Origin of the sequence: Pseudomonas sp. CROZ-RG-20F-R04-15 (assembly GCF_022662375.1) — a bacterium.
In the GTDB taxonomy this organism is placed as follows: domain Bacteria; phylum Pseudomonadota; class Gammaproteobacteria; order Pseudomonadales; family Pseudomonadaceae; genus Aquipseudomonas.
In genome coordinates this window covers 706,203-729,264 of sequence record NZ_JAKNQL010000001.1, presented here as the reverse complement: position 1 = coordinate 729,264, position 23,062 = coordinate 706,203, and the positions used below count along the sequence as shown (strand labels likewise).

Sequence of the window (23,062 nt, the reverse complement as noted above, 5' to 3'; positions counted from 1 at the left end):
CCTTTGTTTTGAGACTTCCTACGCAATGACCGATTTTCTCGATGTCGACGCCACCCTCGAAGACTGGAACACCCTGCGCGCCGCGACCGAGTTCAACGGTTTGCTGGTGGGCAATGGCGCCAGCCGCGCGGTGTGGGACGATTTCGGCTATGACTCGCTGTTCGAAAACGCCCGCACCGTCGAAGAAAAACCGCTGAGCGCCTCGGAACTTGCCGTATTTGACGCGATGCAGACGCGCAGCTTCGAGCAGGTGCTTGGCGCGCTGAAAACCACCAGCCGGGTCAACAAGGCGCTGGCCGTCAGCTCGGCGGCGCCGCGCAATCGCTACTACGCGATCAAGGAAGCGCTGATCAACACCGTGCACGCGGTACACATTCCGTGGCGACTGGTGAAGCCTTCGACGCTGACGGTTTTGAATGAAGAACTGGCGCGTTATCGCACGGTGTTTACCACCAATTACGACCTGCTCAACTACTGGGCGCTGCAACACCAAAGCGACGCCATCGACGACCTGTTCAATGGCCCGAACGCGAGTTTCGACCTGAGCGAAAGCAGCACTGACAAACCGCGTTTGCTGTATCTGCACGGAGGTCTGCACCTGGTGCGCAATCAGGACGGCACCGCGCGCAAACTGACCTCAACCGAAGGCACGCTGCTCGGCAGTTTCGCGATCAACAACACGATCAAGACGCTGGATGACGTACCGCTGTTCGTCACCGAAGGGCCGAGTGCGGACAAGCTCAAGACCATTCGCAGTTCGGACTATCTGTCGTTTTGTTATGAGCAGTTGTTGGGGCATGACGGCGGTTTGTGCATCTTTGGTCATGCCTTGGGCGAGCAGGATGCGCACATCGTGCGCGCGCTGCGCCTGGCGAAACCTGCGACGGTGGCGATCTCGATTTATCCGCGCAGTGCGGCGTTTGTTCAGCATCAGAAGCGGCATTACGCGAAGGTGTTTGAGGGGACGGGGATTGCGTTGCGGTTTTTTGATGCGAAGAGCCATGCGTTGGGGAATCCGAAGTTGTCGGTGCCGGTCGAGGTTTGATGTAAACCGGTCTGACGCCTTCGCGAGCTGGCTCGCTCCCACTTTTGGAATGCATTCAACCTGTGGGAGCGAGCCTGCTCGCGAAGCTTTTGGGGGCACCTCAGTCTTCGCTGCTGTGCACCACCACCAGCAACTGCGCCTGCACATCCCCCACTGACCGGATCCGGTGCGGCTTTTGCGCATTGAAGTGCAGCGCATCACCGCGCTCCAACAAAACCTTCTCGTTCATGAAATCCACCTCGACCTGCCCTTCGTGAACGAACAGAAACTCCTCGCCCAAATGCTCCTTGAAGGTCTTGTCGCTGAACTCTTTTGGCGGGTAGATGATGAACGGCAGCAGGTTGCGCTCGCTGACCTGATGCGCCAGCACCGCATACCCCGGGCTCTGGTCATTCGCCGCCAGTGACTGACGCTCGTGGCTGCGCACCAGGCTGTAGCTGTCGAGGCTGACGTTGTCTTCGGAGAACAATTCCTCGACTTTCACATTCAGCGCTTTCGCCAGCTTCAACGCGGCCGCAATCGACGGGGTGTTCAGCCCGCGCTCGACTTTCGACAGATAACTCTTGGTCATGCCGGATTTTTCGGCCAGTGCCTCAAGGGTTACGCCAAGTTTTTTTCTCAATAATTTCAAACGGATAGACATGCGCAGCGGTTATTCCAGCAAGGAAGCGACGATTTGTGCTTGCCAATGACACTTTGTGTCATATAGCCTCTTTAGTGTCATTTGCAATCACCCAAAGGACACAGACATGGCCAAGACATTAGCACTACCCAAAGACCAACTGGTCAAGCAAGCGCTGACCCAGATGCAAAAAAGCCTGGCGGATAATACGTGGACAGACCGGCAAAAGCTGGCCCTGACCTGTCGGATTCTTTTCGAGAACGGTCACGACTCAGGTCTGGCCGGACAAATCACCGCTCGTGGCCCGCAGCCCGGCACCTATTACACTCAGCAACTGGGTCTGGGTTTCGACGAAATCACTGCGAGCAATCTGTTGCTGGTCAACGAGGATCTGGAAGTCCTCGAAGGTCACGGCATGGCCAATCCGGCCAACCGTTTCCACAGCTGGGTGTACCGCGCCCGTCCGGATGTGAACTGCATCATCCACACTCACCCGACCCACGTGGCCGCGCTGTCGATGCTGGAAGTACCACTGCAGATTTCCCACATGGATCTGTGCCCGCTGTACGACGACTGCGCATTTCTCGAAGGCTGGCCGGGCGTGCCGGTCGGTAACGAAGAGGGCGAGTTGATTGCCGGTGCACTGGGCGACAAACGCGCGATCCTGCTTTCGCACCACGGTCAGCTGTCGACCGGCACGACGATCGAAGAGGCGTGTGTCATTGCCCAATTGATCGAGCGTGCAGCCAGGTTGCAACTGCTGGCGATGGCCGCCGGCACGATCAAACCGATCATTCCCGAGCTGGGCCGCGAAGCTCATGACTGGATCGCCAAGCCAAAACGCCACGCCGCCGCCTTCAACTATTACGCTCGGCAGAACCTGCGCCAACACGCCGATTGCCTGAACTGAACCCTGTTACGGAGAGATTCCCATGTCCACTATTCACGGCATTATCGGTTACACCATCACCCCGTTCGGCGCCAATGGCGAAGGGCTGGATCTGCCCGCGCTCGGCCAATCGATCGATCGCTTGATCGACAGCGGCGTCCACGCCATCGCGCCACTGGGCAGCACCGGCGAAGGCGCTTATCTGAGCGATGCGGAGTGGGATCAGGTTGCCGAATTCAGCATCAAGCACGTGGCCAAACGTGTGCCGACCATCGTCAGCGTGTCTGACCTGACCACCGCCAAAGCCGTACGCCGCGCGCGTTTCGCTGAAGCCCACGGCGCCGATGTGGTGATGGTGCTGCCGGCCTCGTACTGGAAGCTCACAGAGGCAGAAATCCTCGCCCACTACCGTGCCATCGGCGAGAGCATCGGCGTGCCGATCATGCTCTACAACAACCCGGCCACCAGCGGCACCGACATGTCGGTTGATTTGATTCTGCGCATCGTCAACGGCGTGGAAAACGTAACCATGGTCAAAGAGAGCACCGGCGATATTCAGCGCATGCACAAGCTGCAACTGCTCGGCGAAGGTCAGGTACCGTTCTACAACGGCTGCAATCCGCTGGCACTGGAAGCGTTTGCCGCCGGGGCGAAAGGCTGGTGCACAGCGGCGCCGAACCTGATCCCGCAGCTGAACCTGGACCTTTATGACGCGGCCATGGCCGGCGATCTGGATCGCGCGCGGGATTTGTTCTATCGCCAGCTGCCGCTGCTGGATTTCATTCTCAAGGGTGGCTTGCCGGCGACGATCAAGGCCGGGTTGCGGCAGACCGGGCTTGAGGTGGGTGATCCACGTTTGCCGGTATTCCCGTTGAATGAAGCGGGCCAAACCCAGTTGCAAACGATCCTCAAGACCCTGCGCTGATCTCACTGCAATATACAAAAACCTGTGGGAGCGAGCTTGCTCGCGAAGGCGTCAGCTCAGTCAACATTGATGTTGAGTAAACGACCGCTTTCGCGAGCAAGCTCGCTCCCACAGGGGGGTTTTAATGGATTTGAAAGTGAGGTCAGAGCACCGGCAGCGTCTTGTCCTTGATCACTTTCGTCGGCCCATTCGTTTTAACGCTGGCAATACCTTTGTCGCACGCCGCCTCCGAGGAATACGCTTCGCTGCTGCCGATAATCTGATGATTGGCCGCTTTCAGGTTGAAGTACGGATGGCCGTCCTTCGTCGACTTCTTCTCATAGCGTTCATCCAGCGGGCTGTTGCTTTGCACCGAAGCGATGCCGCCTTCTGCTGCCGCGCGAGTGGTGTACAGCTCGCTGGTCAGAATCGTTTCGGCATTCGCCGCTTTCAGCACAAACCTGAACTGGCCGTTGCTGCTTTTACTGAGTTCGTACCATCCGGACATGCTCGTTTCTCCTTGGCGATTGAGAGATTTCGCGCTTCAGAGTAAAGACCAGTCCGGAACATCTGTCGCCTGTACCGGCCTCTTCGCGAGCAGGCTCGCCCCCACTTTCGACCGAGTTCTCCAAGGACATGTGGGAGCGAGCCTGCTCGCGAATGAGGCAACCCGGTGCTGGCTATTTCACCACCGCCCGCACCACTGACAACTCCGGCGCACTCACCCGCCGCTGACTCAGATACCGCGTACAACTCACCCGCAAGAACGAGGCAAAATTCACCACCTCCCCGCGATAATCCATCACCTCTTCATACAGTTTGGCGATCAATTGATTGGTGGTCATACCGTCGACCTCGGCGATTTCGCTGAGGATGTCCCAGAACTGATTCTCCAGGCGCAACGTCGTCACCACGCCGCAGATGCGTAGTGAACGCGAGCGCGATTCGTAGAGAATCGGGTCAGCTTTAACGTAGAGCTCGCACATCGGCGATTCCTCGTTACAGGGTGATTTTAGTGCCGAGCAAGCCAAGGAAACCGGCCAGCCAGTTCGGGTGCGCCGGCCATGCCGGAGCAGTGGCCAGATTGCCTTGAACGTGGCCGTCCGTCACGGGGATGTCGATGTATGTACCGCCCGCCAGTCGCACTTCCGGGGCGCAGGCCGGATAGGCGCTGCATTCGCGACCTTCCAGAATGCCTGCTGCCGCTAGCAGCTGCGCGCCGTGGCAGACTGCGGCAATCGGTTTGCCGGCCTTGTCGAAGGCGCGCACCAGATCGAGGACTTTTTCGTTGAGGCGCAGATATTCCGGGGCACGACCGCCGGGAATCAATAGCGCGTCGTAGTCGGCTTCGCTGACTTTGGCGAAGTCGAAGTTGAGGGCGAACAGGTGACCGGGCTTTTCGCTGTAGGTCTGATCGCCTTCGAAATCATGGATCGCGGTGCGCACGGTGTTGCCGGATAGCTTGTCCGGGCACACGGCGTGGACGGTGTGACCGACCATTTGCAGGGCCTGGAACGGCACCATTACTTCGTAGTCTTCGACGTAATCGCCGACCAGCATCAGGATCTTTTTCGCGGCCATGGGGAGGACTCCTCTGGGGGAATGCTTGGGAGTATTGAAGGTAGACCTATTCGAGAGTGACGGGTAACAACGGGCTACTACCTGAGACCGTGTCATCGTTCTTCGCGAGCAAGCTCGCTCCCACATTTGGAATGCATTCTCCTGTGGGAGCGAGCTTGCTCGCGAAGGGGCCCTGAAACTGTACGCCTAAGTCCGTGCCTAGCTGTAACAGTCACAAGCCCCCGGTTTATGGCTTTATGAAGGGCATTCCCTGCCACCTTCAATTCCGGTCCCCCATCATGTCCTCGCGCGAAAACACCGGCATGGCCCTCGGCCTGCTCGGCGTGGTGATTTTCAGCCTTACCCTGCCCTTCACCCGCATCGTGGTGCAGGAACTGCATCCGCTGCTCAACGGTTTGGGCCGCGCGTTGTTCGCGGCGATTCCGGCAGCGCTGCTGTTGTTGTGGCGCCGCGAGAAATGGCCGACGTGGCAGCAGGTCAAAGGTCTGAGTCTGGTGATCGTCGGGGTAATTCTGGGTTTCCCGGTGTTGTCGGCGTGGGCCATGCAAACGCTGCCGGCGTCCCACGGTGCGCTGGTCAACGGCCTGCAACCGCTGTGCGTGGCGCTGTATGCCGCGTGGTTGTCACACGAGCGCCCGTCAAAAGCCTTCTGGGCCTGCGCGGCGCTGGGCAGTGCGTTGGTGCTCGGTTATGCGCTGTATACCGGAGCGGGCAGCATTCAGGCGGGTGATCTGTTGATGCTCGGCGCGATTGCGGTCGGTGGTCTGGGCTACGCCGAAGGTGGTCGTTTGGCCAAGGAGATGGGCGGCTGGCAAGTGATCTGCTGGGCGCTGGTGCTGTCGACGCCGTTGTTGATCGGGCCGGTGCTGTATCTGGCGCTGCAGCATCAAGGCGCGGTGTCGGCCAAGACCTGGTGGGCGTTTGGCTACGTCGCGTTGTTCTCGCAGTTTCTCGGTTTCTTTGCGTGGTACGCCGGGCTGGCCATGGGCGGGATTGCCCGGGTCAGTCAGATCCAGTTGTTGCAGATTTTCTTCACCATTGCGTTTTCGGCGCTGTTCTTTGGTGAACATGTCGAACCGATTACCTGGGTGTTTGCGTGTGGCGTGATTGCGACCGTCATGCTCGGTCGCAAAACTGCGGTGAAATCAAATGTGGGAGCGAGCTTGCTCGCGAAAGGGCCGTAACAGGCGACATCATCGTTGCCTGTCAGTCCGCTTTCGCGAGCAAGCTCGCTCCCACAGGGTTTTGTGTCAGGCCAGGTAGCCGTCGGCGCGCAGCAGGGTTTCCAGGCAGTGCTCGCTGATGTTGTAGAAGGCTTTCAACTCTTCGATCTTCACCAACAGCTGAGCCGGGTCGACCGGCTCGGCGCGCTTCACCGCCAGAATCATCTTGTTCTTGTTGGTGTGTTCCAGCGAGATGAACTCGAACACCTTGGTCTCATACCCGCAGGCCTCGAGGAACAATGCGCGCAGACTGTCAGTGACCATTTCCGCCTGCTGGCCCAGGTGCAAACCGTATTGCAGCATCGGCTTGAGCAGCGCCGGGCTCTGGATCTGCAAGCGGATCTGTTTGTGGCAGCACGGCGAGCACATGATGATCGACGCGCCCGAACGGATGCCGGTGTGGATCGCGTAGTCAGTGGCGATGTCGCAGGCATGCAGGGCGATCATCACATCCAGCTCGCTCGGCGCCACGCTGCGCACGTCACCGCACTTGAACACCAGCCCCGGATGATCGAGTTTTGCCGCTGCGGCGTTGCACAGGTTGACCATTTCCTCACGCAACTCGACGCCAGTGACCTCGCCCTCGGCCTGCAAGGTGTTGCGCAGGTAATCGTGAATCGCGAACGTCAGATAGCCCTTGCCCGAACCGAAATCCGCCACACGTACCGGTTGGTCCAGCGCCAGCGGCGACGAGGTCAGAGCATGGCTGAACACTTCGATGAACTTGTTGATCTGCTTCCACTTGCGCGACATCGCCGGGATCAGCTCATGTTGCGCGTTGGTCACGCCCAGGTCTTTGAGGAACGGTCGGCTCAGTTCGAGATAACGGTTTTTCTCACGGTTGTGTTCGGCGGACGGTGCTTCGCGCAATTGCTGAGGTTTGCTCTTGAACAGCGAAGACTTGCCCTTTTTGCTGTATTCGAGCTGGGCTTCGTCAGTCACCGCGAGTAAATGGGCATTTTTGAACGAGGCCGGCAGCAGCTCGGCAATCGCCGCCACACCCTCAACCAATGGCAGGTTTTTGGTGATGTCGCGGGTTTTGTAGCGATAGACGAACGACAGATTCGGCTGCGCCTTGACCGTCACCGCTTTGATGATGACCCGCTGCAGATCCGCCTCTTCGCCGACGTACTTGGCCAACACCAGTTTGATGAAACCGTTCTGTTCGAGGCTGGTTTGCAGCAGCTCGATGAACTGGGCGTGGTGATCGGGCGCGGGTTTGGTGGCAGGAGCAGTAGCGGACATGGAAAAGCGGCCTCGGACGGGCGAAATCGGGAATGGCGGGTATTTTAGGGGGGATGGGGGTTGGGGACACGCTCTTATTTACCCAACGGTTGTTAGAAGCGCCCTCACCCTAGCCCTCTCCCAGAGGTAGAGGGGACCGACCGAGGTGTTTTCACGAGTTACACCGACCTGAAAAACCGGGCCGAACTCAGGTATTAACAGCATCAAATCAAACGATCATCTGTTAATCCATAATCGACTCGGTTTTTCAGGTCGATGTCGAACGCAAGACACCTCGGTCGGCCCCCTCTCCCTCCGGGAGAGGGTTGGGGTGAGGGGCTTTGGCTTTTAGGCCATCAGGCCAACACCACCAACCGATTCGGCAACTCATTCCTCACCTGCGTCACCGGCACATGCACTTTCAGCAATTCCCCACACGCCTCGATACACGTGACAAACCCTTCCAGCGTGCGCCCCTGCCGCACCTGCTCGGTAAACGCCGCGACAATTGCATCCCAGGATTTATCGTCCAGTCGTTTGGAAATCCCTTCATCCACCAGAATCTCCACATACCGCTCCGCCTCACAGACAAAAATCAGCATGCCGGTACTGCCCACCGTGTGGTGCAGGTTCTGCTCGAGGAACTGCCGGCGTGCCAGGTTCGACGCGCGCCAATGACGCACGCGGCGCGGTATCAAATGCGTGGTGATTTTCGGCAAACGAAACAGCAGGCACAGCACGATAAACGCCCCCCACTGCACCAGCAGCAAACTGTGCATGGTCAACCACCCGGTCAGGTAGTGCACGACGCCCGGCACCACCAGCGCCAAAAGGCTCGCCCACAACAGCGGGATGTACGCGTAGTCATCAGCGCGGGCGGCCAGTACCGTCACCAGTTCGGCGTCGGTGTCGCGCTCGACCCGGGCAATCGCCTCGGCGACTTTGCGTTGTTCGTGTTCGGTCAGTAGTGCCATGTTGAAAAGTGCCTGCTCATTATTCTTCTGATCTCACCAGCCGCCGGACGAACCGCCGCCGCCGAAACTGCCCCCGCCGCCGCTGAAGCCCCCGCCTCCACCGCCGCCGCCAAATCCACCACCACCGCCAAAGCCGCCCCCTCCTCCGGAGCCGCCCCGGCCGGCAGGCAGGATACCGAGCATCTGGCAGACAAACACCGTCAGGATGAACAACATCACCAAAAACACGAACAATGCCGGGTGCCGCGAGATGAAATCATCGGACGGGTCACCGCTGGATTCATACACCGTCGATGGCTCATCCAGCGGATTGCCGCCCAGCACCACCAGCATTGCCGCAACGCCGTCGCTGATGCCTTTGCTGAAATTTCCGCTCTTGAACGCGGGCGTGATGACTTGATGGATGATCACCGAAGTCTGCGCGTCAGTCAGCCGGTCTTCCAGGCCATAACCGACTTCAATGCGCAGTTTGCGTTCGTCACGGGCGACGATCAGCAGCGCGCCGTTGTTCTTGTCCTTCTGGCCGATGGCCCAATGGCGGCCGAGCTGGACGCCGAAGTCCTCAATGGTTGTGCCTTGCAAATCCGGCACGGTGACGACGACCAATTGCTCGCCGATCGCCTGCTCGTGGGCCTGCAATTGCTGGCTCAGTTGCGCGCGCACCGACGGCTCGATCATCTGCGCTTCATCCACCACCCGGCCGCTCAGCGCCGGGAACGTCAGCTCGGCCCGGGCGCTGATGGCGAACAGCAACAGCATCAGCACCAGGCCCATCTTCAACACGCGCATGGACAACCTCGAATCAGAATTTCACTTCCGGGGCCTTTTCCGCGCCGGGCGTGGTGGCTTCGAAGGTTTCGCGGATCGGCAGATCGCTGTACATCACGCTGTGCCAGAGGCGACCGGGGAAGGTGCGGATTTCGGTGTTGTACTTCTGCACCGCCAGAATGAAATCGCGGCGCGCCACGGCGATGCGGTTTTCCGTGCCCTCAAGTTGCGATTGCAGGGCGAGGAAGTTCTGGTTGGCCTTCAGATCCGGATAGCGCTCGGACACCACCATCAGGCGGCTCAATGCGCCGGTCAGTTGGTCCTGCGCCTGCTGGAATTGCTTGAGTTTCTCGGGATTGTCGAGGGTGCTGGCATCCACCTGGATCGACGTGGCTTTCGCCCGCGCCTCGATCACTGCGGTCAGGGTTTCCTCTTCATGCTTGGCGTAACCCTTTACCGTTTCCACCAGGTTGGGGATCAGGTCGGCGCGGCGCTGGTACTGGTTCTGCACCTGGCCCCACGCGGCTTTGGCCTGTTCGTCGAGGGTCGGGATATTGTTGATGCCGCACGCGGTCAACAGCGTGGCCAGCACCAGCAGTGTGGCGACCTGCAAACGCGAGCGATTGGTTGGGCTTACATTCATCGCAGTGATGCTCCTTGGCACATTTCATTATAAAAACCGAGCGCGAAACATTCTCCGCCGGCTCTTGGGGCATAATCGGCCGCGCCGCTGGATTACGACGCGCCAATGGGCTAAAAAGTGCCCTGCGCGATCACGCTGCCGCAGTGTCGGCTGTCGTTTTTGGCTCTGCTTTTTTGAGCCTGCACCCGAACAACAATAGTCGCTCCCTAAATTTTGGCTGGCCGGCGTTACCTCGCCGTTTGGGCCCTTGAGAAAAATATTCATGAAGAAGCTGTGTTTGCTGGGTCTGTTCGTCAGCCTGGCCAGTCATCAAGTATTGGCCGCCACGACCCCGGTACCCCTGGAAAACAAGGACGCGTTCATCAGCAATCTGATGAACCAGATGACCCTCGATGAAAAGATCGGCCAGTTGCGCCTGATCAGCATCGGCCCGGAAATGCCTCGCGAGTTGATCCGCAAAGAGATCGCTGCCGGCAACATCGGCGGCACGTTCAACTCGATCACCCGTCCGGAAAACCGTCCGATGCAGGACGCTGCCATGCGCAGTCGCCTGAAGATTCCGATGTTTTTCGCGTACGACGTGATCCACGGTCACCGTACGATTTTCCCGATTCCGCTGGCCCTCGCCTCAAGCTGGGACATGGACGCCATCGGCCAGTCCGGCCGTGTTGCCGCCAAAGAAGCCGCCGCCGACAGCCTGGACATCACCTTCGCGCCGATGGTCGACATCTCCCGCGACCCGCGCTGGGGCCGCAGCTCCGAAGGTTTCGGTGAAGACACCTACCTGACCTCGCGCATCGCCGGCGTCATGGTGCGCGCCTATCAGGGTGCCACCCCGAGCGCCGCCGACAGCATCATGGCCAGCGTCAAGCACTTCGCCCTCTATGGCGCCGTTGAAGGTGGTCGCGACTACAACACCGTCGACATGAGCCCGGTGAAGATGTACCAGGACTACCTGCCACCGTACCGCGCCGCGATTGATGCTGGCGCCGGCGGTGTGATGGTCGCGTTGAACTCGATCAACGGCATTCCGGCCACGGCCAACACCTGGCTGATGAACGATCTGCTGCGCCGCGACTGGGGCTTCAAAGGCCTGGCGGTCAGCGACCACGGCGCGATCTTCGAACTGATCAAGCACGGCGTCGCTCGCGACGGTCGTGAAGCGGCGAAGCTGGCGATCAAGGCCGGCATCGACATGAGCATGAACGACACCCTGTACGGCAAAGAGCTGCCGGGGCTGCTCAAGTCCGGCGAGATCGAACAGAAAGACATCGACAACGCCGTGCGTGAAGTGCTCGCGGCCAAGTACGATATGGGCCTGTTCAAGGACCCGTACCTGCGTATCGGCAAGGCTGAAGACGATCCGGCCGACACCTACGCCGAAAGCCGTCTGCACCGCGCCGAGGCCCGAGAGGTCGCGCGTCGCAGCCTGGTGCTGCTGAAGAACCAGAACGAAACCCTGCCGCTGAAGAAAGACGCAAAAGTCATGCTGGTCGGCCCATTGGCCAAAGCACCGATCGACATGATGGGCAGTTGGGCAGCAGCCGGTAAACCGGCGCAATCGGTGACCCTGTTCGATGGCATGAGCTCGGTGATCGGCGACAAGGCGAACCTGATCTACGCCCGTGGCGCCAACATCACCAGCGACAAGAAGGTCCTCGACTACCTGAACTTCCTCAACTTCGATGCGCCGGAAGTAGTCGATGACCCGCGCCCGGCCAACGTGCTGATCGACGAAGCGGTAAAAGCCGCCAAGGACGCTGACGTGATCGTGGCTGCGGTGGGCGAGTCCCGTGGCATGTCCCACGAATCCTCCAGCCGCACCGACCTGAACATCCCGGAAAACCAGCGCGAGCTGATCCGTGCCCTGAAAGCCACCGGCAAACCGCTGGTACTGGTGTTGATGAACGGCCGCCCACTGACGATTCTCGAAGAGAACCAGTCGGCTGACGCGATTCTGGAAACCTGGTTCAGCGGCACCGAGGGCGGTAACGCCATCGCTGACGTACTGTTCGGCGACTACAACCCGTCGGGCAAATTGCCGGTGACCTTCCCGCGCTCCGTGGGCCAGATCCCGACCTACTACAACCACCTGAGCATTGGCCGGCCGTTCACGCCGGGCAAACCGGGCAATTACACCTCGCAGTATTTCGATGACACGACCGGGCCGCTGTTCCCGTTCGGTTATGGTTTGAGCTACACCAGCTTCGCCCTCAGCGACATGGCGCTGTCGTCGACCACCCTGAACGCCACCGGCAAACTCGACGCCAGCGTCATGGTGAAAAACACCGGCAAGCGTGACGGCGAAACCGTGGTGCAGTTGTACATTCAGGATGTCACCGGCTCGATGATCCGCCCGGTGAAAGAACTGAAGAACTTTCAGAAAATCATGCTCAAGGCCGGCGAACAGAAAGTCGTGCACTTCACCATCACTGAGGATGACCTGAAGTTCTACAACGCCCAGCTCAAGTACGCGGCGGAGCCCGGCAAGTTCAACGTGCAGATCGGCCTGGATTCGCAGGACGTGACGCAGCAGAGCTTTGAATTGCTGTAAAAACCCTGTGGGAGCGAGCCTGCTCGCGAAAGCGGTCATTCAGCTAAACAATTGCTGACTGACACACCGCCTTCGAGAGCAGGCTCGCTCCCACATTGGATTTAGGGCGTATTCAGAATCGGGTTTATCCGCGGCGATCGAGGATGTTAACCACCACCCGATCCACCCAGCCCCACACCCGCTGCTTCACCCGCCGCCACAACGGCCGGCGCTGCCACTCTTCCAGACTCACCTGCTGACTCAGCCCGAAGTCCTTTACAAAACTCGCCTGCACCGCTGCCGTCAACGACGGATCCAGTGCCTCGAGATTCGCCTCCAGATTGAAGCGCAGGTTCCAGTGGTCGAAGTTGCATGAACCGATGCTCACCCAATCGTCCACCAGCACCATTTTCAGGTGCAGAAAACACGGCTGGTATTCGAAGATCTGCACCCCGGCCTTGAGCAGTCGCGGGTAATAACGATGCCCGGCGTAACGCACTGACGGGTGATCGGTGCGCGGCCCGGTCAGCAACAGCCGCACATCGACACCACGCGCCGCTGCCTTGCGCAGGGAGCGGCGGACTTTCCAGGTCGGCAGGAAGTACGGCGTCGCCATCCAGATACGCTTTTGCCCACTATTCAGCGCACGGAACAGCGACTGCAGAATGTCGCGGTGCTGACGGGCGTCGGCATACGCCACGCGGCCCATGCCCTCGCCCTTGTCCGGCACGCGCGGCAACCGTGGCAGGCCAAAATGCGCGGCGGGGCGCCAAGCGCGACGATAGCGGTTGGCGATCCATTGGCGGTCGAACAGCAATTGCCAATCGATCACCAGTGGGCCGCTGATCTCGACCATCACTTCGTGCCACTCGCTGGTGTCATGGCCCGGCGTCCAGAACTCGTCAGTGACGCCAGTACCGCCGACCACCGCCAGACGCTGATCAACCAGCAGCAACTTGCGGTGATCCCGATAGAAGTTGCCGACCCAGCGCCGCCAGTTCAGCCGATTGTAAAAGCGCAGCTCAACCCCGGCATGGGTCAGGCGCTGGCGCAGATTGAGGGTAAACGCCAGGCTGCCGTAATCATCGAACAGGCAGCGCACACGCACGCCTCGCTCGGCCGCCAGCACCAGCGCTTGCACAATGGTTTCGGCACAGGCGCCCGCCTCGACCAGATACAGCTCCAGCTCGATCTGCTCCTGCGCGCCGGCAATCTGCTCAAGCATGCGCGGGAAGAATTGCGGGCCGTCGATCAACAGCTCGAACCGGTTGCCGTCCCGCCACGGGAACACCGCGCCGCGCATGTCAGCGCGCCGTGAAAATCAGTACCGCACCCACCGGTACCGACAGACTGATGGCCGACAGGTCGGCAAGTTTGCGCAGGCTTTCCAGCCCAGGCGCGAGATCGAAATCCTCGGCGTTGATCACCAGCGGTTCCAGGGTGACCACTTGAAAACGCCGGTCATCGAGGCGCGTCGCCAGCAGCTCAGCGGGGTATTCGTGTTGCTTGCCGTGCAGGCTGACAGTCAGCGGCAGACGCAATTCCAGTTGCGCACCGGGGGCCAGGTCGTTGATCGGGCGCAGATCGATCTGGGTGGTGATGGTCGCTTCGGGGAATTGCTCGATCTGGAACAGCTCCTTGCGCATACGCTCGTCGCGCAGCGGGATGCCGCTGTTGATCGAGTCCAGCTCGATTTCGACTTCGGCACGACCATTGGGATCGACCTTGCCATGCAGCACCAGAAAGCGCTGCACTTCAGAAATGCTGGCGTTTTTCGTGCTGACGAACGACAGCCGCGACGACTCGCCGTCCAGATACCAATTGGCCTGCGCCGGCAACGCGACGGCGGCGAGCAGCAGGCTGGACAGGGTTGCACAGAGGGAGCGGTTGAACATTGAACACTCGTGGGGCCGATAAACCTGCACGAACCTTAACCGCCCACGCGGTTATTGCAAACTGAAGATCACACCCGGCGGGAGCGAGCCTGCTCGCGAAGACGTCATCTGCCTCAACAGAGTAGGTGCGCCTACTATTGCATTCGCGAGCAGGCTCGCTCCCACAAAAAAGCAATCGGATGTTTTCAGGGATTCAGGCGGCAACCCTGACGTTCGCTTTGCCACTGGGCGCGGTTGCTGCGGCCCATGCCGCTGACGGTGATGGTTTTGCTGGCGCTGTCATCGGTGAATTGGCTGGTCGGCAGCCATTGTTTTACATAGCCACGGCAATACTCGGCATCGTTGTTCATCACATAGCGGCAGGAACAATATTCCTTGGCGGTGTAAGCGCTGATGATGTCGGGGAAGGCCCACAGATTTTCGCGCTCGTAGACGACCCAGCCGAGCAGCAAAACAAGCAGTAACAGCAAAAAGCGCTTCATGGCCGCACCGCCTTCAGCACGTGTTTGAGCAGTTCGTTATGGCGGTAGCTGCCATCGCGATCATCGGCGTAACGCACGATCAGCAGTTTCTCGCTGGGAATCACGTACAACGCCTGACCCCAATGGCCCAGGGCCGCGAAGGTGTCCGGCGGTGCATCGGGCCACGGTGATGCCGCGCCATCGACGGGGCGATTGAGCCACCACTGACCGCCCGGGACCGCTTCGTCCTGATGAGCCTTGTAACCTGCGAAGGGTTTAAGGTTGAACGCGAGCCAATCTTTGGGCAACAGTTGCCGATCATTCCAGCGCCCGTCGCGGGCCATCAACAAACCGACCCGCGCCAGATCCCGCGCGGTGAGATAGGCATAAGAAGACGCGACAAACGTGCCGCTGGCATCGGTTTCCCACACGGCGTGCTGGATGCCTAACGGCTCGAACAACGCCGTCCACGGGTAATCCGCATAACGCTGAGGGCCGACGATATTTTTTAACGCTGCCGCGAGCAAGTTGCTGTCGCCACTGGAATAACGGAAGGCCTGCCCCGATTCGGCGTAGGTGTCGTGCTCAGCGGTAAATGCAGCCATGTCGCGATGGCCACGGGTGTAGAGCATCGCCACCACCGAGGATTTCAGCGGGGCGTATTCATAGTCTTCCTGCCAGTCGATACCGGAGGCCCAGTGCAGCAGATCGGCGATTTTTATCGCCGGGTGTTTGGTCAGTGGCGGGTAAAACTTCGCGGCCGGATCGTCGAGCCTGAACAGGCCTTCGCCGTAGGCCACACCGAGGACGGTGGCCATCAGGCTTTTGCTGATCGACCAGGTCAGGTGCGGGGTTTGTTCCGTGCTCGGGCCGGCGTAGCGTTCGTAGATGATCTGGCCGTCGCGGATGATCAGCAGGGCATCGGTGCGGATGCCTTGGCGGGTGGCGTCGTCGCGGGGTGGGAAGGCGTAATTTTCCAGCGCCCCGGTATCGGCGATCGTCGTGCCGATTGGCCACTGCTCGCCGGGCCATTGTTCGGCGTGAACGGTGAAGGTGATCAGCAGCAGAAACAGCGACAGGCCTTTGCACATGGTGAGGGCTCTGGGAATGAACCTGCTGAGACTAGTCGGGGTTTATGACAGATGTGTGGGGATGTTGAGGCCGCCTTCGCGAGCAAGCTCGCTCCCACAGGGGACCGCGTTTCTTCAATTGAAATGCGATCAAAATGTGGGAGCGAGCTTGCTCGCGAAGGCGCCAGTCAAGACACCACCAAAGCCTTGGCCAGACGCTTGGCCCGAGCCCCCGCCGCCAACTGCATCACGCCTTGATCGCGCTGCCACATCTGCGCCCACTCTGCCGGACCTTCAGCCAACGCCTGACTCACCTCCCCCTCCAGCGCTTCAAACTGTGCAAACAACCCACCCAGCAACACATGCCCGGCCGGATTGTTCGGTGGCTGCCGACTCGCCTCGGCACACCCGGCCAACAGCGCCAGCAAACGCAATTGCAGCGCTTGCGGCCAGTCGCTGTCTTGCCCGACGCCGTACAGCCACGCAGTCATCGCGCTCAGCACATAGACATCTTCCAGCGTGCGAAACGGTTTGACGTAAGCATCCCAACCATCCCCCGCCAGCAACTCACACAACGCGCCATCAAGCTCCAACCGGCCATGACTGATGTCCGGCATCAACGGCAGCGCGGGCAGTTTCTCCACGGTCACACCGGGCTCGCCGGGATAGACCACGGCCAGACTTAACCGCGGCGTTTCACCCGGTTCTTCACTGCGCGCAGCGATCAACAGCCAGTCCGCCGCATCGCCAGCGGTGACGAAATCCTTGCGCCCGCTCAGGCGCAATTCACTCAGCCGCGTCTGCATGTCCGCCGGACGCAAACTGCGCTGTTCGGTCGCACACAAAGCGCCAAGGCTCAGCGGCGCACTCGGCCACAACATACGCAATGCCGCCTGATAACCGACCAGAAACGCAAGCCCCGGTGTTGCCATCCGCCGCCCGCCCGCGACCGCCAATTCGAACGGTGTGACATTGCCCAACTGATGCAACAACGTCGCAAAACCCTCGGCCAGGTCAGCAACGGCGGGCAATCGGTCACAGCTTTGCAGCAGATCTGGCCAGGGCATAAGAGGCTCCTTGTGGGCTGTCATATAAGCATCACCGAACGTTCATGGCGATGACACCGGGGCTACATAGCCTGACTTTGCACAACACGGCTGCATAAAGAAAGTCGATCGGCTGCAACCCACGACGGGTTAAAGGCCCGTACGGAGATTCACATGACTCAGATCGCCCGCATCAGCGACACCGGCAATGAACGCCGCCTGCAAGCCGAACGCCTGATCGGCGCCGAGGCCTTGCAGCAAGCTCAGGCCCTGCGCTTCAACGTCTTCAGCGGCGAGTTCAACGCCAAGCTGAAAGGCGCGGAACTGGGTCTGGACATGGATGATTATGATGTTCACTGCAGCCACATCGGCGTGCGTGATCTGAATACCGGCCGCTTGGTCGCGACCACGCGTTTGCTCGATCACACCGCTGCGAGCAGCCTGGGCAAGTTCTACAGTGAAGAAGAGTTCAGCCTGCACGGCCTCGCGCATCTGCAAGGCCCGATCCTCGAAATCGGCCGCACCTGCGTCGACCCGGCGTACCGCAACGGCGGCACCATCGCGGTGTTGTGGGGCGAGTTGGCCGAAGTATTGAATCAGGGCGGCTACAGCTATCTGATGGGTTGCGCGAGCATTCCGATGCAGGACGGCGGCATTCAGGCCCACGCGATCATGCAGCGTTTGCGCGAGCGTTATCTGTGCACCGAACACCTGCGCGCCGAGCCGAAAAATCCGCTGCCGACGCTGGATATTCCATCGAACGTGATCGCCGAAATGCCGCCGCTGCTCAAGGCGTATATGCGTCTGGGCGCGAAGATCTGCGGTGAGCCATGCTGGGACGAAGATTTTCAGGTCGCCGACGTGTTCATCCTGCTCAAGCGCGACGAACTCTGCCCGCGCTACGCCAAGCACTTCAAGGCGGCTGTGTAATGAGCCGGCTGCGGGTGTACGCGCGGATCGCGCGGGTGCTGTTGGTGGTCTCGCTGGGCTTGACCATGGCCAGCGTCTTCGGCGTGTTTGAACGCATCGGCCGGGCGCATTCGATGGAGCGGCGTCAGCGCTGGTCGCGCTTTTTCATGGCGCGTTTGAGCAACGCCCTGCCCTTTCGCGTGACGGTGCACGGTGAGCTGCCGAAACAGCCGATGCTGTGGGTCAGCAATCATGTTTCATGGACGGATATTCCGTTGCTTGGCATGCTCACGCCGCTGTCGTTTCTGTCCAAGGCCGAAGTGCGCACCTGGCCGGTGGCCGGTTGGCTCGCGGCGAAGGCCGGCAGCCTGTTCATCCGTCGCGGTTCGGGCGACAGCCAGTTGATCCGCAAGCAGATGACCCGTCACCTGCAAACCGAGCATGCATTACTGATGTTCCCGGAAGGCACCACCACCGACGGCCGTTCTTTGCGCACCTTTCATGGTCGCTTGCTGGCGGCGGCGATTGATTCCGAGGTGATGCTGCAACCGGTGGCGATCCGTTATCTGCGTGACGGCGAAATCGACGCGCTGGCGCCGTTCATAGGCGATGACGATCTGCTCTCGCACCTGATGCGCCTGTTCAGTAATGATTGCGGCGATGTCGAAGTGCACCTGCTCAAGCCGATTGCCTGTCAGGGGCGTGAGCGTGCGGCATTGGCGTTCGAAGCGCAGCAGGCGGTGCAGAAAGCGTTGTTTGGCGAAGTGGTGAAACCGGCCGAACCGCGTCGCGCAAGCGACCTGATAGCCGCCTGAAAACACACCTCTCCCCTGTGGGAGCGAGCCTGCTCGCGAAAGCGGTGTCTCAGCCAACATAGATGCTGAATGACACGCCGCCTTCGCGAGCAGGCTCACTCCTACATTAGATCTGCGGTGTCTGGGGGTTTTGGGCGAAGTCCTGGAGTTGTGGGTAGAACAAAGCGAAATCTTCACTCAGCGGCTCATACAACCGCCGCAATTCCTCCATCGCCCCCGCCAATTCCTCCGGCCGGGTCAGCCGCCGCGAGATCCCGCGCAACACCTGCTCCAGCACTTCAAACTCCTGATACGAACCCAACCAGTCATTGGCAACCATGTGCGGGGCGATCTTCGCCAGGCGCTCGGGCAGTTGCCGTTCGTGGGTCAGCACCCGATACACATCAGCGGTGAAAACCTCCAGTGGCTGATCGGCATACAGCCGCCAGTCCCGCGCCAGGCAATGATCGAAAAACACATCGAGCACGATCCCGGCATAACGCCGGCGGGTATCGGAAAATCGCCCCAAGGCAATGTCCACCAGCGGATGGCGATCGGTGAATACGTCAATCCGGCGATGCAGTTGAATGGCCGCTTCCACCTCCGGCGCAAACTGCCCTTGCAGCCGACCTTTGACGAAATCGCCATACAGACTGCCGAGCAGTTGCCCGGGGCGCTGGCCACCGAGGTGTAAATGTGCGAGATAGTTCATGGGCGCAGCTTAGCACTGCGGCTCGCCCTCCATACATCCACGTATCGTTATAACGCGATATACCAATTTATGCTGATTTCAGATCAAAATCATATTGGTGTATCGCGATCTAACGATTTATATTTCGCCACATCGCGATATAGCGTTGTACACATTGTGAGCACCCTGCCATGAACCTCGACCTCGACGAAATAATAAAAGCCCTGGCGCACCCAGTACGGCGAGACATCCTCAACTGGCTGAAAGACCCGAAGAACGAATTTCCGGAACAGCTGCACAACCACGAATACGGCATCTGCGCCGGGCAGATCGATCAACGCTGCGGGCTGTCGCAGTCGACCGTTTCGGCACACCTCGCGACGTTGCAACGCGCCGGTCTGATCAGCAGCCAGAAGGCCGGGCAATGGCACTTTTTCAAACGTAACGAGGACGTGATCCAGGCGTTCCTCAGCACCCTCAGTAAAGAGCTCTGACCCTTAACGTCAGCCAGCCGACAAGGAAACCTGCATGCCCCTCTCGCTCCTCATACTCGCCTTGAGCGCCTTCGCCATCGGCACCACCGAGTTCGTCATCATGGGCCTGCTGCCCGATGTGGCGGCCGACCTCGGTGTGTCGATCCCCGGCGCCGGCTGGCTGGTGACCGGTTACGCCCTCGGCGTGGCCATCGGTGCGCCGTTCATGGCGATGGCCACGGCCAAACTGCCGCGTAAAGCAGCACTGGTCGCGTTGATGGGCATTTTTATTGTCGGCAACCTGCTCTGTGCGATTGCCAGTGATTACAACGTGCTGATGTTTGCCCGGGTGATCACCGCGCTGTGTCACGGTGCGTTCTTCGGCATCGGCTCGGTGGTGGCGGCCAATCTGGTGCCGGCCAACAAGCGTGCGTCGGCGGTGGCGTTGATGTTCACCGGTTTGACCCTGGCCAACGTGCTCGGCGTGCCGCTGGGCACTGCGCTGGGTCAGCAATACGGCTGGCGCTCGACCTTCTGGGCGGTGACCGTCATCGGTGTGATTGCGCTGATCGGCCTGATCCGCTTCCTGCCGGCCAAGCGTGACGAAGAAAAACTCGACATGCGCGCCGAACTCGCCGCCCTCAAAGGTGCCGGGATCTGGCTGTCGCTGAGCATGACTGCACTCTTCGCCGCATCCGTCTTCACTCTGTTCACCTACGTCGCCCCACTGCTCGGCGAAGTCACTGGTGTATCGCCGCGTGGCGTGACCTGGACGCTGATGCTGATCGGCCTGGGCCTGACCGTCGGCAACATCATCGGCGGCAAACTCGCCGACAAGGGCATGGTCGCCACGTTGATCGGCGTGTTCATCGCCATGGCCGTGGTTTCCACCGTACTGACCTGGACCAGCGTTGCGCTGATCCCGACTGAAATCACCCTGTTCCTCTGGGCCACCGCGTGTTTCGCCGCCGTACCGGCGCTGCAAGTCAACGTGGTGACATTCGGCAAAGCCGCACCGAATCTGGTTTCGACCCTGAACATCGGCGCCTTCAACGTCGGTAACGCGCTCGGCGCCTGGGTTGGCGGCAGCGTCATCGCCCACGGCTTCGGCCTGACCAGCGTACCGCTCGCAGCCGCCGCCCTGGCCGTGCTCGCGCTGCTGGTGACGCTGATTACTTTCCGTCAGAACGGCAATGCCGATCTGGCCCCGGCTACTCACTGATTAACTTTCACTTACGAGGGTTGTAGACATGGCAACTATTTTCGATCCGATCAAACTCGGCGACATCGAGCTGGCCAACCGCATCATCATGGCCCCGCTGACCCGCTGCCGCGCCGACGAAGGCCGCGTACCGAACGCGCTGATGGCCGAATACTACGTACAACGTGCGTCCGCCGGCCTGATCCTCAGCGAGGCCACTTCGGTGACGCCAATGGGCGTTGGCTACCCGGACACCCCGGGCATCTGGTCCAACGATCAAGTGCGCGGCTGGGCCAACGTGACCAAAGCGATTCACGGCGCTGGCGGCAAGATCTTCCTGCAACTGTGGCACGTCGGCCGGGTTTCCCACCCGTCGTACCTCAACGGCGAAGCACCCGTCGCTCCGAGCGCGATCCAGCCGAAAGGTCACGTCAGCCTGGTGCGCCCACTGGCCGACTACCCAACCCCACGCGCCCTGGAAACCGCTGAAATCGCCGACATCGTCGACGCTTACCGCACCGGTGCCGAAAACGCCAAGGCCGCCGGTTTCGACGGCGTGGAAATCCACGGCGCCAACGGTTACCTGCTCGACCAGTTCCTGCAAAGCAGCACCAACCAGCGCACCGACAATTACGGTGGCTCGCTGGAAAACCGTGCGCGCCTGCTGCTGGAAGTGACTGACGCGGCGATCGAAGTCTGGGGCGCTGGTCGCGTTGGTGTGCACTTGGCACCGCGCGCGGACTCCCATGACATGGGCGACGACAACCTGGCGGAAACCTTCACCTACGTCGCACGTGAGCTGGGCAAACGCGGCATCGCGTTCATCTGCTCCCGTGAGAAAGAAGGCGCCGACAGCCTCGGCCCGCAACTGAAAGAAGCGTTCGGTGGGCCGTACATTGCCAACGAACGCTTTACCAAGGACAGCGCCAACGAGTGGCTGGCGAGTGGCAAGGCTGACGCTGTGGCGTTTGGTGTGCCGTTCATTGCCAACCCGGATCTGCCGGCGCGTTTGAAGGCGGATGCGCCGTTGAATGAGGCGCGTCCGGAGTTGTTCTACGGTAAAGGGCCGGTCGGTTATATCGACTATCCAGCGCTGTAACAGGCAACACGCAGAAACGCAAAAGCCCCCGACTTGTGAGAGTTGGGGGCTTTTTTTGTGTTCGCCGGGAGATTGATTGCGCTTTTTAGTACGCAGCCCCTCACCCCAGCCCTCTCCCGAGGGAGAGGGAGCCGATCGGGGGATGTTCGAAACCTGAGTTCGGCGGGATATCTCAGGTCGGCGTATCTCGCAAGACCACCTCGGTCGGTCCCCTCTACCTCTGGGAGAGGGCTAGGGTGAGGGCAAGCGGCTCACACTCATTCACACAGAAGACACAAATTCCCTACAAAATGCGTAGCTCGCTACGTATAAACTCCCCGCCGCAAACGTATATAAAGGCAGGCCAATTGACATAAGCTGTGCCAATTACGCATTTTGTTTCATTTGCGCAGGCTGGGGCTCAGGCGCAGCATATCCAACCCTGTATCGACCCAACGCTCGGCCTCGGCATGCAGCTCAAAGCTGTCCGGCGCCAGAAGCCATCCATACAGAAGGCCATCGATGTAAGCGTGAATGCTGATGGCCGCACGGGCAGTGTCGAGATCTTCCGGCAACTGGCCGCGATTTACCGCATTACGCAACGTCAGAGCGATGCGCTCATTGCAATCGAGGCTGACGTCCCGGCGCTGCTGGCGCAAATCGCACATTTCATCGGTGAACTCGCACTTATGAAACAGAATTTCGTTGATACGCCGGGTTTTCGGGTCCAGCGCAACTTGATGAAACAAATGAATCAGCAGTTGGCGCATGCAGCCCAGCGGATCGAGTTCGTCTTCACTTTCGCTGGCTCTGGCCAGTTCATCCAGCGGCTCACGCAACGAGTCGAGCATCGCCTGCACCAGATCGGCCTTGTTGCTGAAATGCCAGTAAATGGCACCGCGCGTGACGCCGGCCAGGGCCGCGATATCCGCCAGGGTCGTGCGCGCAACGCCCCTTTCATAAAAGGCTTTCTCTGCCGCTTCCAGAATCTGGCTGCGGGTTTCCTGAGCTTCCTCTTTGGTACGACGGACCATGGCA

The 23,062-nt window shown here is 60.1% G+C and carries 25 protein-coding genes; 10 read left to right on the top strand and 15 right to left on the bottom strand.

Annotation, left to right across the window (positions count from 1 at the left end; all coding sequences use genetic code 11):
* The first annotated feature begins 25 nt into the window (after window positions 1-25).
* Window positions 26-1,045, top strand: coding sequence for a DUF4917 family protein (locus L8H52_RS03280; RefSeq protein WP_242204630.1), 1,020 nt, complete (start codon window positions 26-28; stop codon window positions 1,043-1,045).
* A 100-nt stretch (window positions 1,046-1,145) separates the two neighbouring features.
* Here the strand turns inward: L8H52_RS03280 and L8H52_RS03275 are convergent, their stop codons facing one another.
* Entirely contained in the window at window positions 1,146-1,688 is a 543-nt protein-coding gene (locus tag L8H52_RS03275) for an XRE family transcriptional regulator (protein WP_150706184.1), read from the bottom strand.
* Window positions 1,689-1,794: 106 nt separating this feature from the next.
* On the opposite strand from L8H52_RS03275, the gene L8H52_RS03270 reads away from it, so the two are divergent.
* On the top strand, window positions 1,795-2,577 hold the full coding sequence (locus tag L8H52_RS03270; protein WP_242204632.1) for an aldolase: 783 nt from the start codon (window positions 1,795-1,797) through the stop codon (window positions 2,575-2,577).
* A gap of 22 nt (window positions 2,578-2,599) precedes the next feature.
* Complete coding sequence (locus L8H52_RS03265) at window positions 2,600-3,481, top strand: dihydrodipicolinate synthase family protein (RefSeq protein ID WP_242204634.1); 882 nt, start codon at window positions 2,600-2,602, stop codon at window positions 3,479-3,481.
* A gap of 142 nt (window positions 3,482-3,623) precedes the next feature.
* On the opposite strand, the gene L8H52_RS03260 is transcribed toward L8H52_RS03265, so the two are convergent.
* From L8H52_RS03260 to L8H52_RS03250, 3 genes are all read right to left on the bottom strand, one after another.
* The gene (locus tag L8H52_RS03260) at window positions 3,624-3,968 is read right to left on the bottom strand and encodes a YegP family protein (protein ID WP_242204636.1); all 345 of its coding nucleotides are present in this window, start codon (window positions 3,966-3,968) and stop codon (window positions 3,624-3,626) included.
* 172 nt (window positions 3,969-4,140) lie between these two features.
* A complete protein-coding gene (locus L8H52_RS03255; protein WP_016982789.1) occupies window positions 4,141-4,446 on the bottom strand; it encodes a ribbon-helix-helix domain-containing protein in 306 nt (101 codons plus the stop codon).
* A 13-nt stretch (window positions 4,447-4,459) separates the two neighbouring features.
* A complete protein-coding gene (locus L8H52_RS03250; protein ID WP_242204638.1) occupies window positions 4,460-5,041 on the bottom strand; it encodes a DJ-1/PfpI family protein in 582 nt (193 codons plus the stop codon).
* Between the two features lie 278 nt (window positions 5,042-5,319).
* Here L8H52_RS03250 and L8H52_RS03245 point away from each other — a divergent pair, with 278 nt between their 5' ends.
* A complete protein-coding gene (locus tag L8H52_RS03245) occupies window positions 5,320-6,225 on the top strand; it encodes a DMT family transporter (protein ID WP_242204640.1) in 906 nt (301 codons plus the stop codon).
* Window positions 6,226-6,291: 66 nt separating this feature from the next.
* Here the strand turns inward: L8H52_RS03245 and L8H52_RS03240 are convergent, their stop codons facing one another.
* The 4 genes from L8H52_RS03240 to L8H52_RS03225 all read right to left on the bottom strand — a co-directional run bounded on the left by L8H52_RS03240 (window position 6,292) and on the right by L8H52_RS03225 (window position 9,873).
* A complete protein-coding gene (locus tag L8H52_RS03240) occupies window positions 6,292-7,509 on the bottom strand; it encodes an SAM-dependent methyltransferase (RefSeq protein ID WP_242204642.1) in 1,218 nt (405 codons plus the stop codon).
* Between the two features lie 335 nt (window positions 7,510-7,844).
* A complete protein-coding gene (locus L8H52_RS03235; protein WP_242204644.1) occupies window positions 7,845-8,462 on the bottom strand; it encodes a TPM domain-containing protein in 618 nt (205 codons plus the stop codon).
* A gap of 33 nt (window positions 8,463-8,495) precedes the next feature.
* The gene (locus L8H52_RS03230) at window positions 8,496-9,251 is read right to left on the bottom strand and encodes a TPM domain-containing protein (protein WP_242204646.1); all 756 of its coding nucleotides are present in this window, start codon (window positions 9,249-9,251) and stop codon (window positions 8,496-8,498) included.
* 13 nt (window positions 9,252-9,264) lie between these two features.
* Window positions 9,265-9,873 (bottom strand): LemA family protein, encoded by a 609-nt coding sequence (locus L8H52_RS03225; RefSeq protein ID WP_093438567.1) that lies wholly within the window; start codon window positions 9,871-9,873, stop codon window positions 9,265-9,267.
* Between the two features lie 262 nt (window positions 9,874-10,135).
* On the opposite strand from L8H52_RS03225, the gene bglX reads away from it, so the two are divergent.
* Window positions 10,136-12,427 (top strand): beta-glucosidase BglX, encoded by a 2,292-nt coding sequence (bglX, locus tag L8H52_RS03220; RefSeq protein ID WP_242204648.1) that lies wholly within the window; start codon window positions 10,136-10,138, stop codon window positions 12,425-12,427.
* Between the two features lie 124 nt (window positions 12,428-12,551).
* On the opposite strand, the gene L8H52_RS03215 is transcribed toward bglX, so the two are convergent.
* From L8H52_RS03215 to L8H52_RS03195, 5 genes are all read right to left on the bottom strand, one after another.
* Entirely contained in the window at window positions 12,552-13,709 is a 1,158-nt protein-coding gene (locus L8H52_RS03215; protein WP_242204650.1) for a phosphatidylserine/phosphatidylglycerophosphate/cardiolipin synthase family protein, read from the bottom strand.
* A gap of 1 nt (window position 13,710) precedes the next feature.
* Window positions 13,711-14,301, bottom strand: a complete 591-nt coding sequence (locus L8H52_RS03210; RefSeq protein WP_242204652.1) for a YceI family protein — start codon at window positions 14,299-14,301, stop codon at window positions 13,711-13,713.
* Between the two features lie 185 nt (window positions 14,302-14,486).
* Window positions 14,487-14,783: an amidase gene (locus L8H52_RS03205; RefSeq protein WP_180699780.1), complete on the bottom strand. Its 297-nt coding sequence runs from the start codon at window positions 14,781-14,783 to the stop codon at window positions 14,487-14,489.
* Complete coding sequence (locus L8H52_RS03200; protein WP_242204654.1) at window positions 14,780-15,853, bottom strand: serine hydrolase; 1,074 nt, start codon at window positions 15,851-15,853, stop codon at window positions 14,780-14,782. Before L8H52_RS03200 ends, L8H52_RS03205 begins: the two co-directional genes overlap by 4 nt.
* Window positions 15,854-16,020: 167 nt before the next feature.
* Entirely contained in the window at window positions 16,021-16,899 is an 879-nt protein-coding gene (locus tag L8H52_RS03195) for an acyl-CoA dehydrogenase family protein (RefSeq protein ID WP_242204656.1), read from the bottom strand.
* A gap of 153 nt (window positions 16,900-17,052) precedes the next feature.
* On the opposite strand from L8H52_RS03195, the gene olsB reads away from it, so the two are divergent.
* Both olsB and L8H52_RS03185 read left to right on the top strand, forming a co-directional pair.
* Window positions 17,053-17,808: an L-ornithine N(alpha)-acyltransferase gene (olsB, locus tag L8H52_RS03190; RefSeq protein WP_007916280.1), complete on the top strand. Its 756-nt coding sequence runs from the start codon at window positions 17,053-17,055 to the stop codon at window positions 17,806-17,808.
* Complete coding sequence (locus tag L8H52_RS03185; RefSeq protein WP_242204658.1) at window positions 17,808-18,602, top strand: lysophospholipid acyltransferase family protein; 795 nt, start codon at window positions 17,808-17,810, stop codon at window positions 18,600-18,602. Before olsB ends, L8H52_RS03185 begins: the two co-directional genes overlap by 1 nt.
* Before the next feature lie 106 nt (window positions 18,603-18,708).
* Here the strand turns inward: L8H52_RS03185 and L8H52_RS03180 are convergent, their stop codons facing one another.
* A complete protein-coding gene (locus L8H52_RS03180) occupies window positions 18,709-19,293 on the bottom strand; it encodes an ACP phosphodiesterase (RefSeq protein WP_242204660.1) in 585 nt (194 codons plus the stop codon).
* A gap of 170 nt (window positions 19,294-19,463) precedes the next feature.
* Here L8H52_RS03180 and L8H52_RS03175 point away from each other — a divergent pair, with 170 nt between their 5' ends.
* From L8H52_RS03175 to L8H52_RS03165, 3 genes are read left to right on the top strand one after another with little or no spacing between them, the layout of a single operon-like run.
* A complete protein-coding gene (locus L8H52_RS03175) occupies window positions 19,464-19,766 on the top strand; it encodes a metalloregulator ArsR/SmtB family transcription factor (protein WP_007917068.1) in 303 nt (100 codons plus the stop codon).
* Between the two features lie 34 nt (window positions 19,767-19,800).
* Complete coding sequence (locus L8H52_RS03170; protein WP_242204662.1) at window positions 19,801-20,967, top strand: MFS transporter; 1,167 nt, start codon at window positions 19,801-19,803, stop codon at window positions 20,965-20,967.
* Window positions 20,968-20,995: 28 nt separating this feature from the next.
* On the top strand, window positions 20,996-22,045 hold the full coding sequence (locus L8H52_RS03165) for an alkene reductase (protein WP_141129405.1): 1,050 nt from the start codon (window positions 20,996-20,998) through the stop codon (window positions 22,043-22,045).
* A 380-nt stretch (window positions 22,046-22,425) separates the two neighbouring features.
* Here L8H52_RS03165 and emhR read toward each other — a convergent pair whose 3' ends face one another.
* The gene (gene emhR, locus L8H52_RS03160; RefSeq protein ID WP_242204664.1) at window positions 22,426-23,058 is read right to left on the bottom strand and encodes an efflux system transcriptional repressor EmhR; all 633 of its coding nucleotides are present in this window, start codon (window positions 23,056-23,058) and stop codon (window positions 22,426-22,428) included.
* Window positions 23,059-23,062 lie beyond the last annotated feature (4 nt).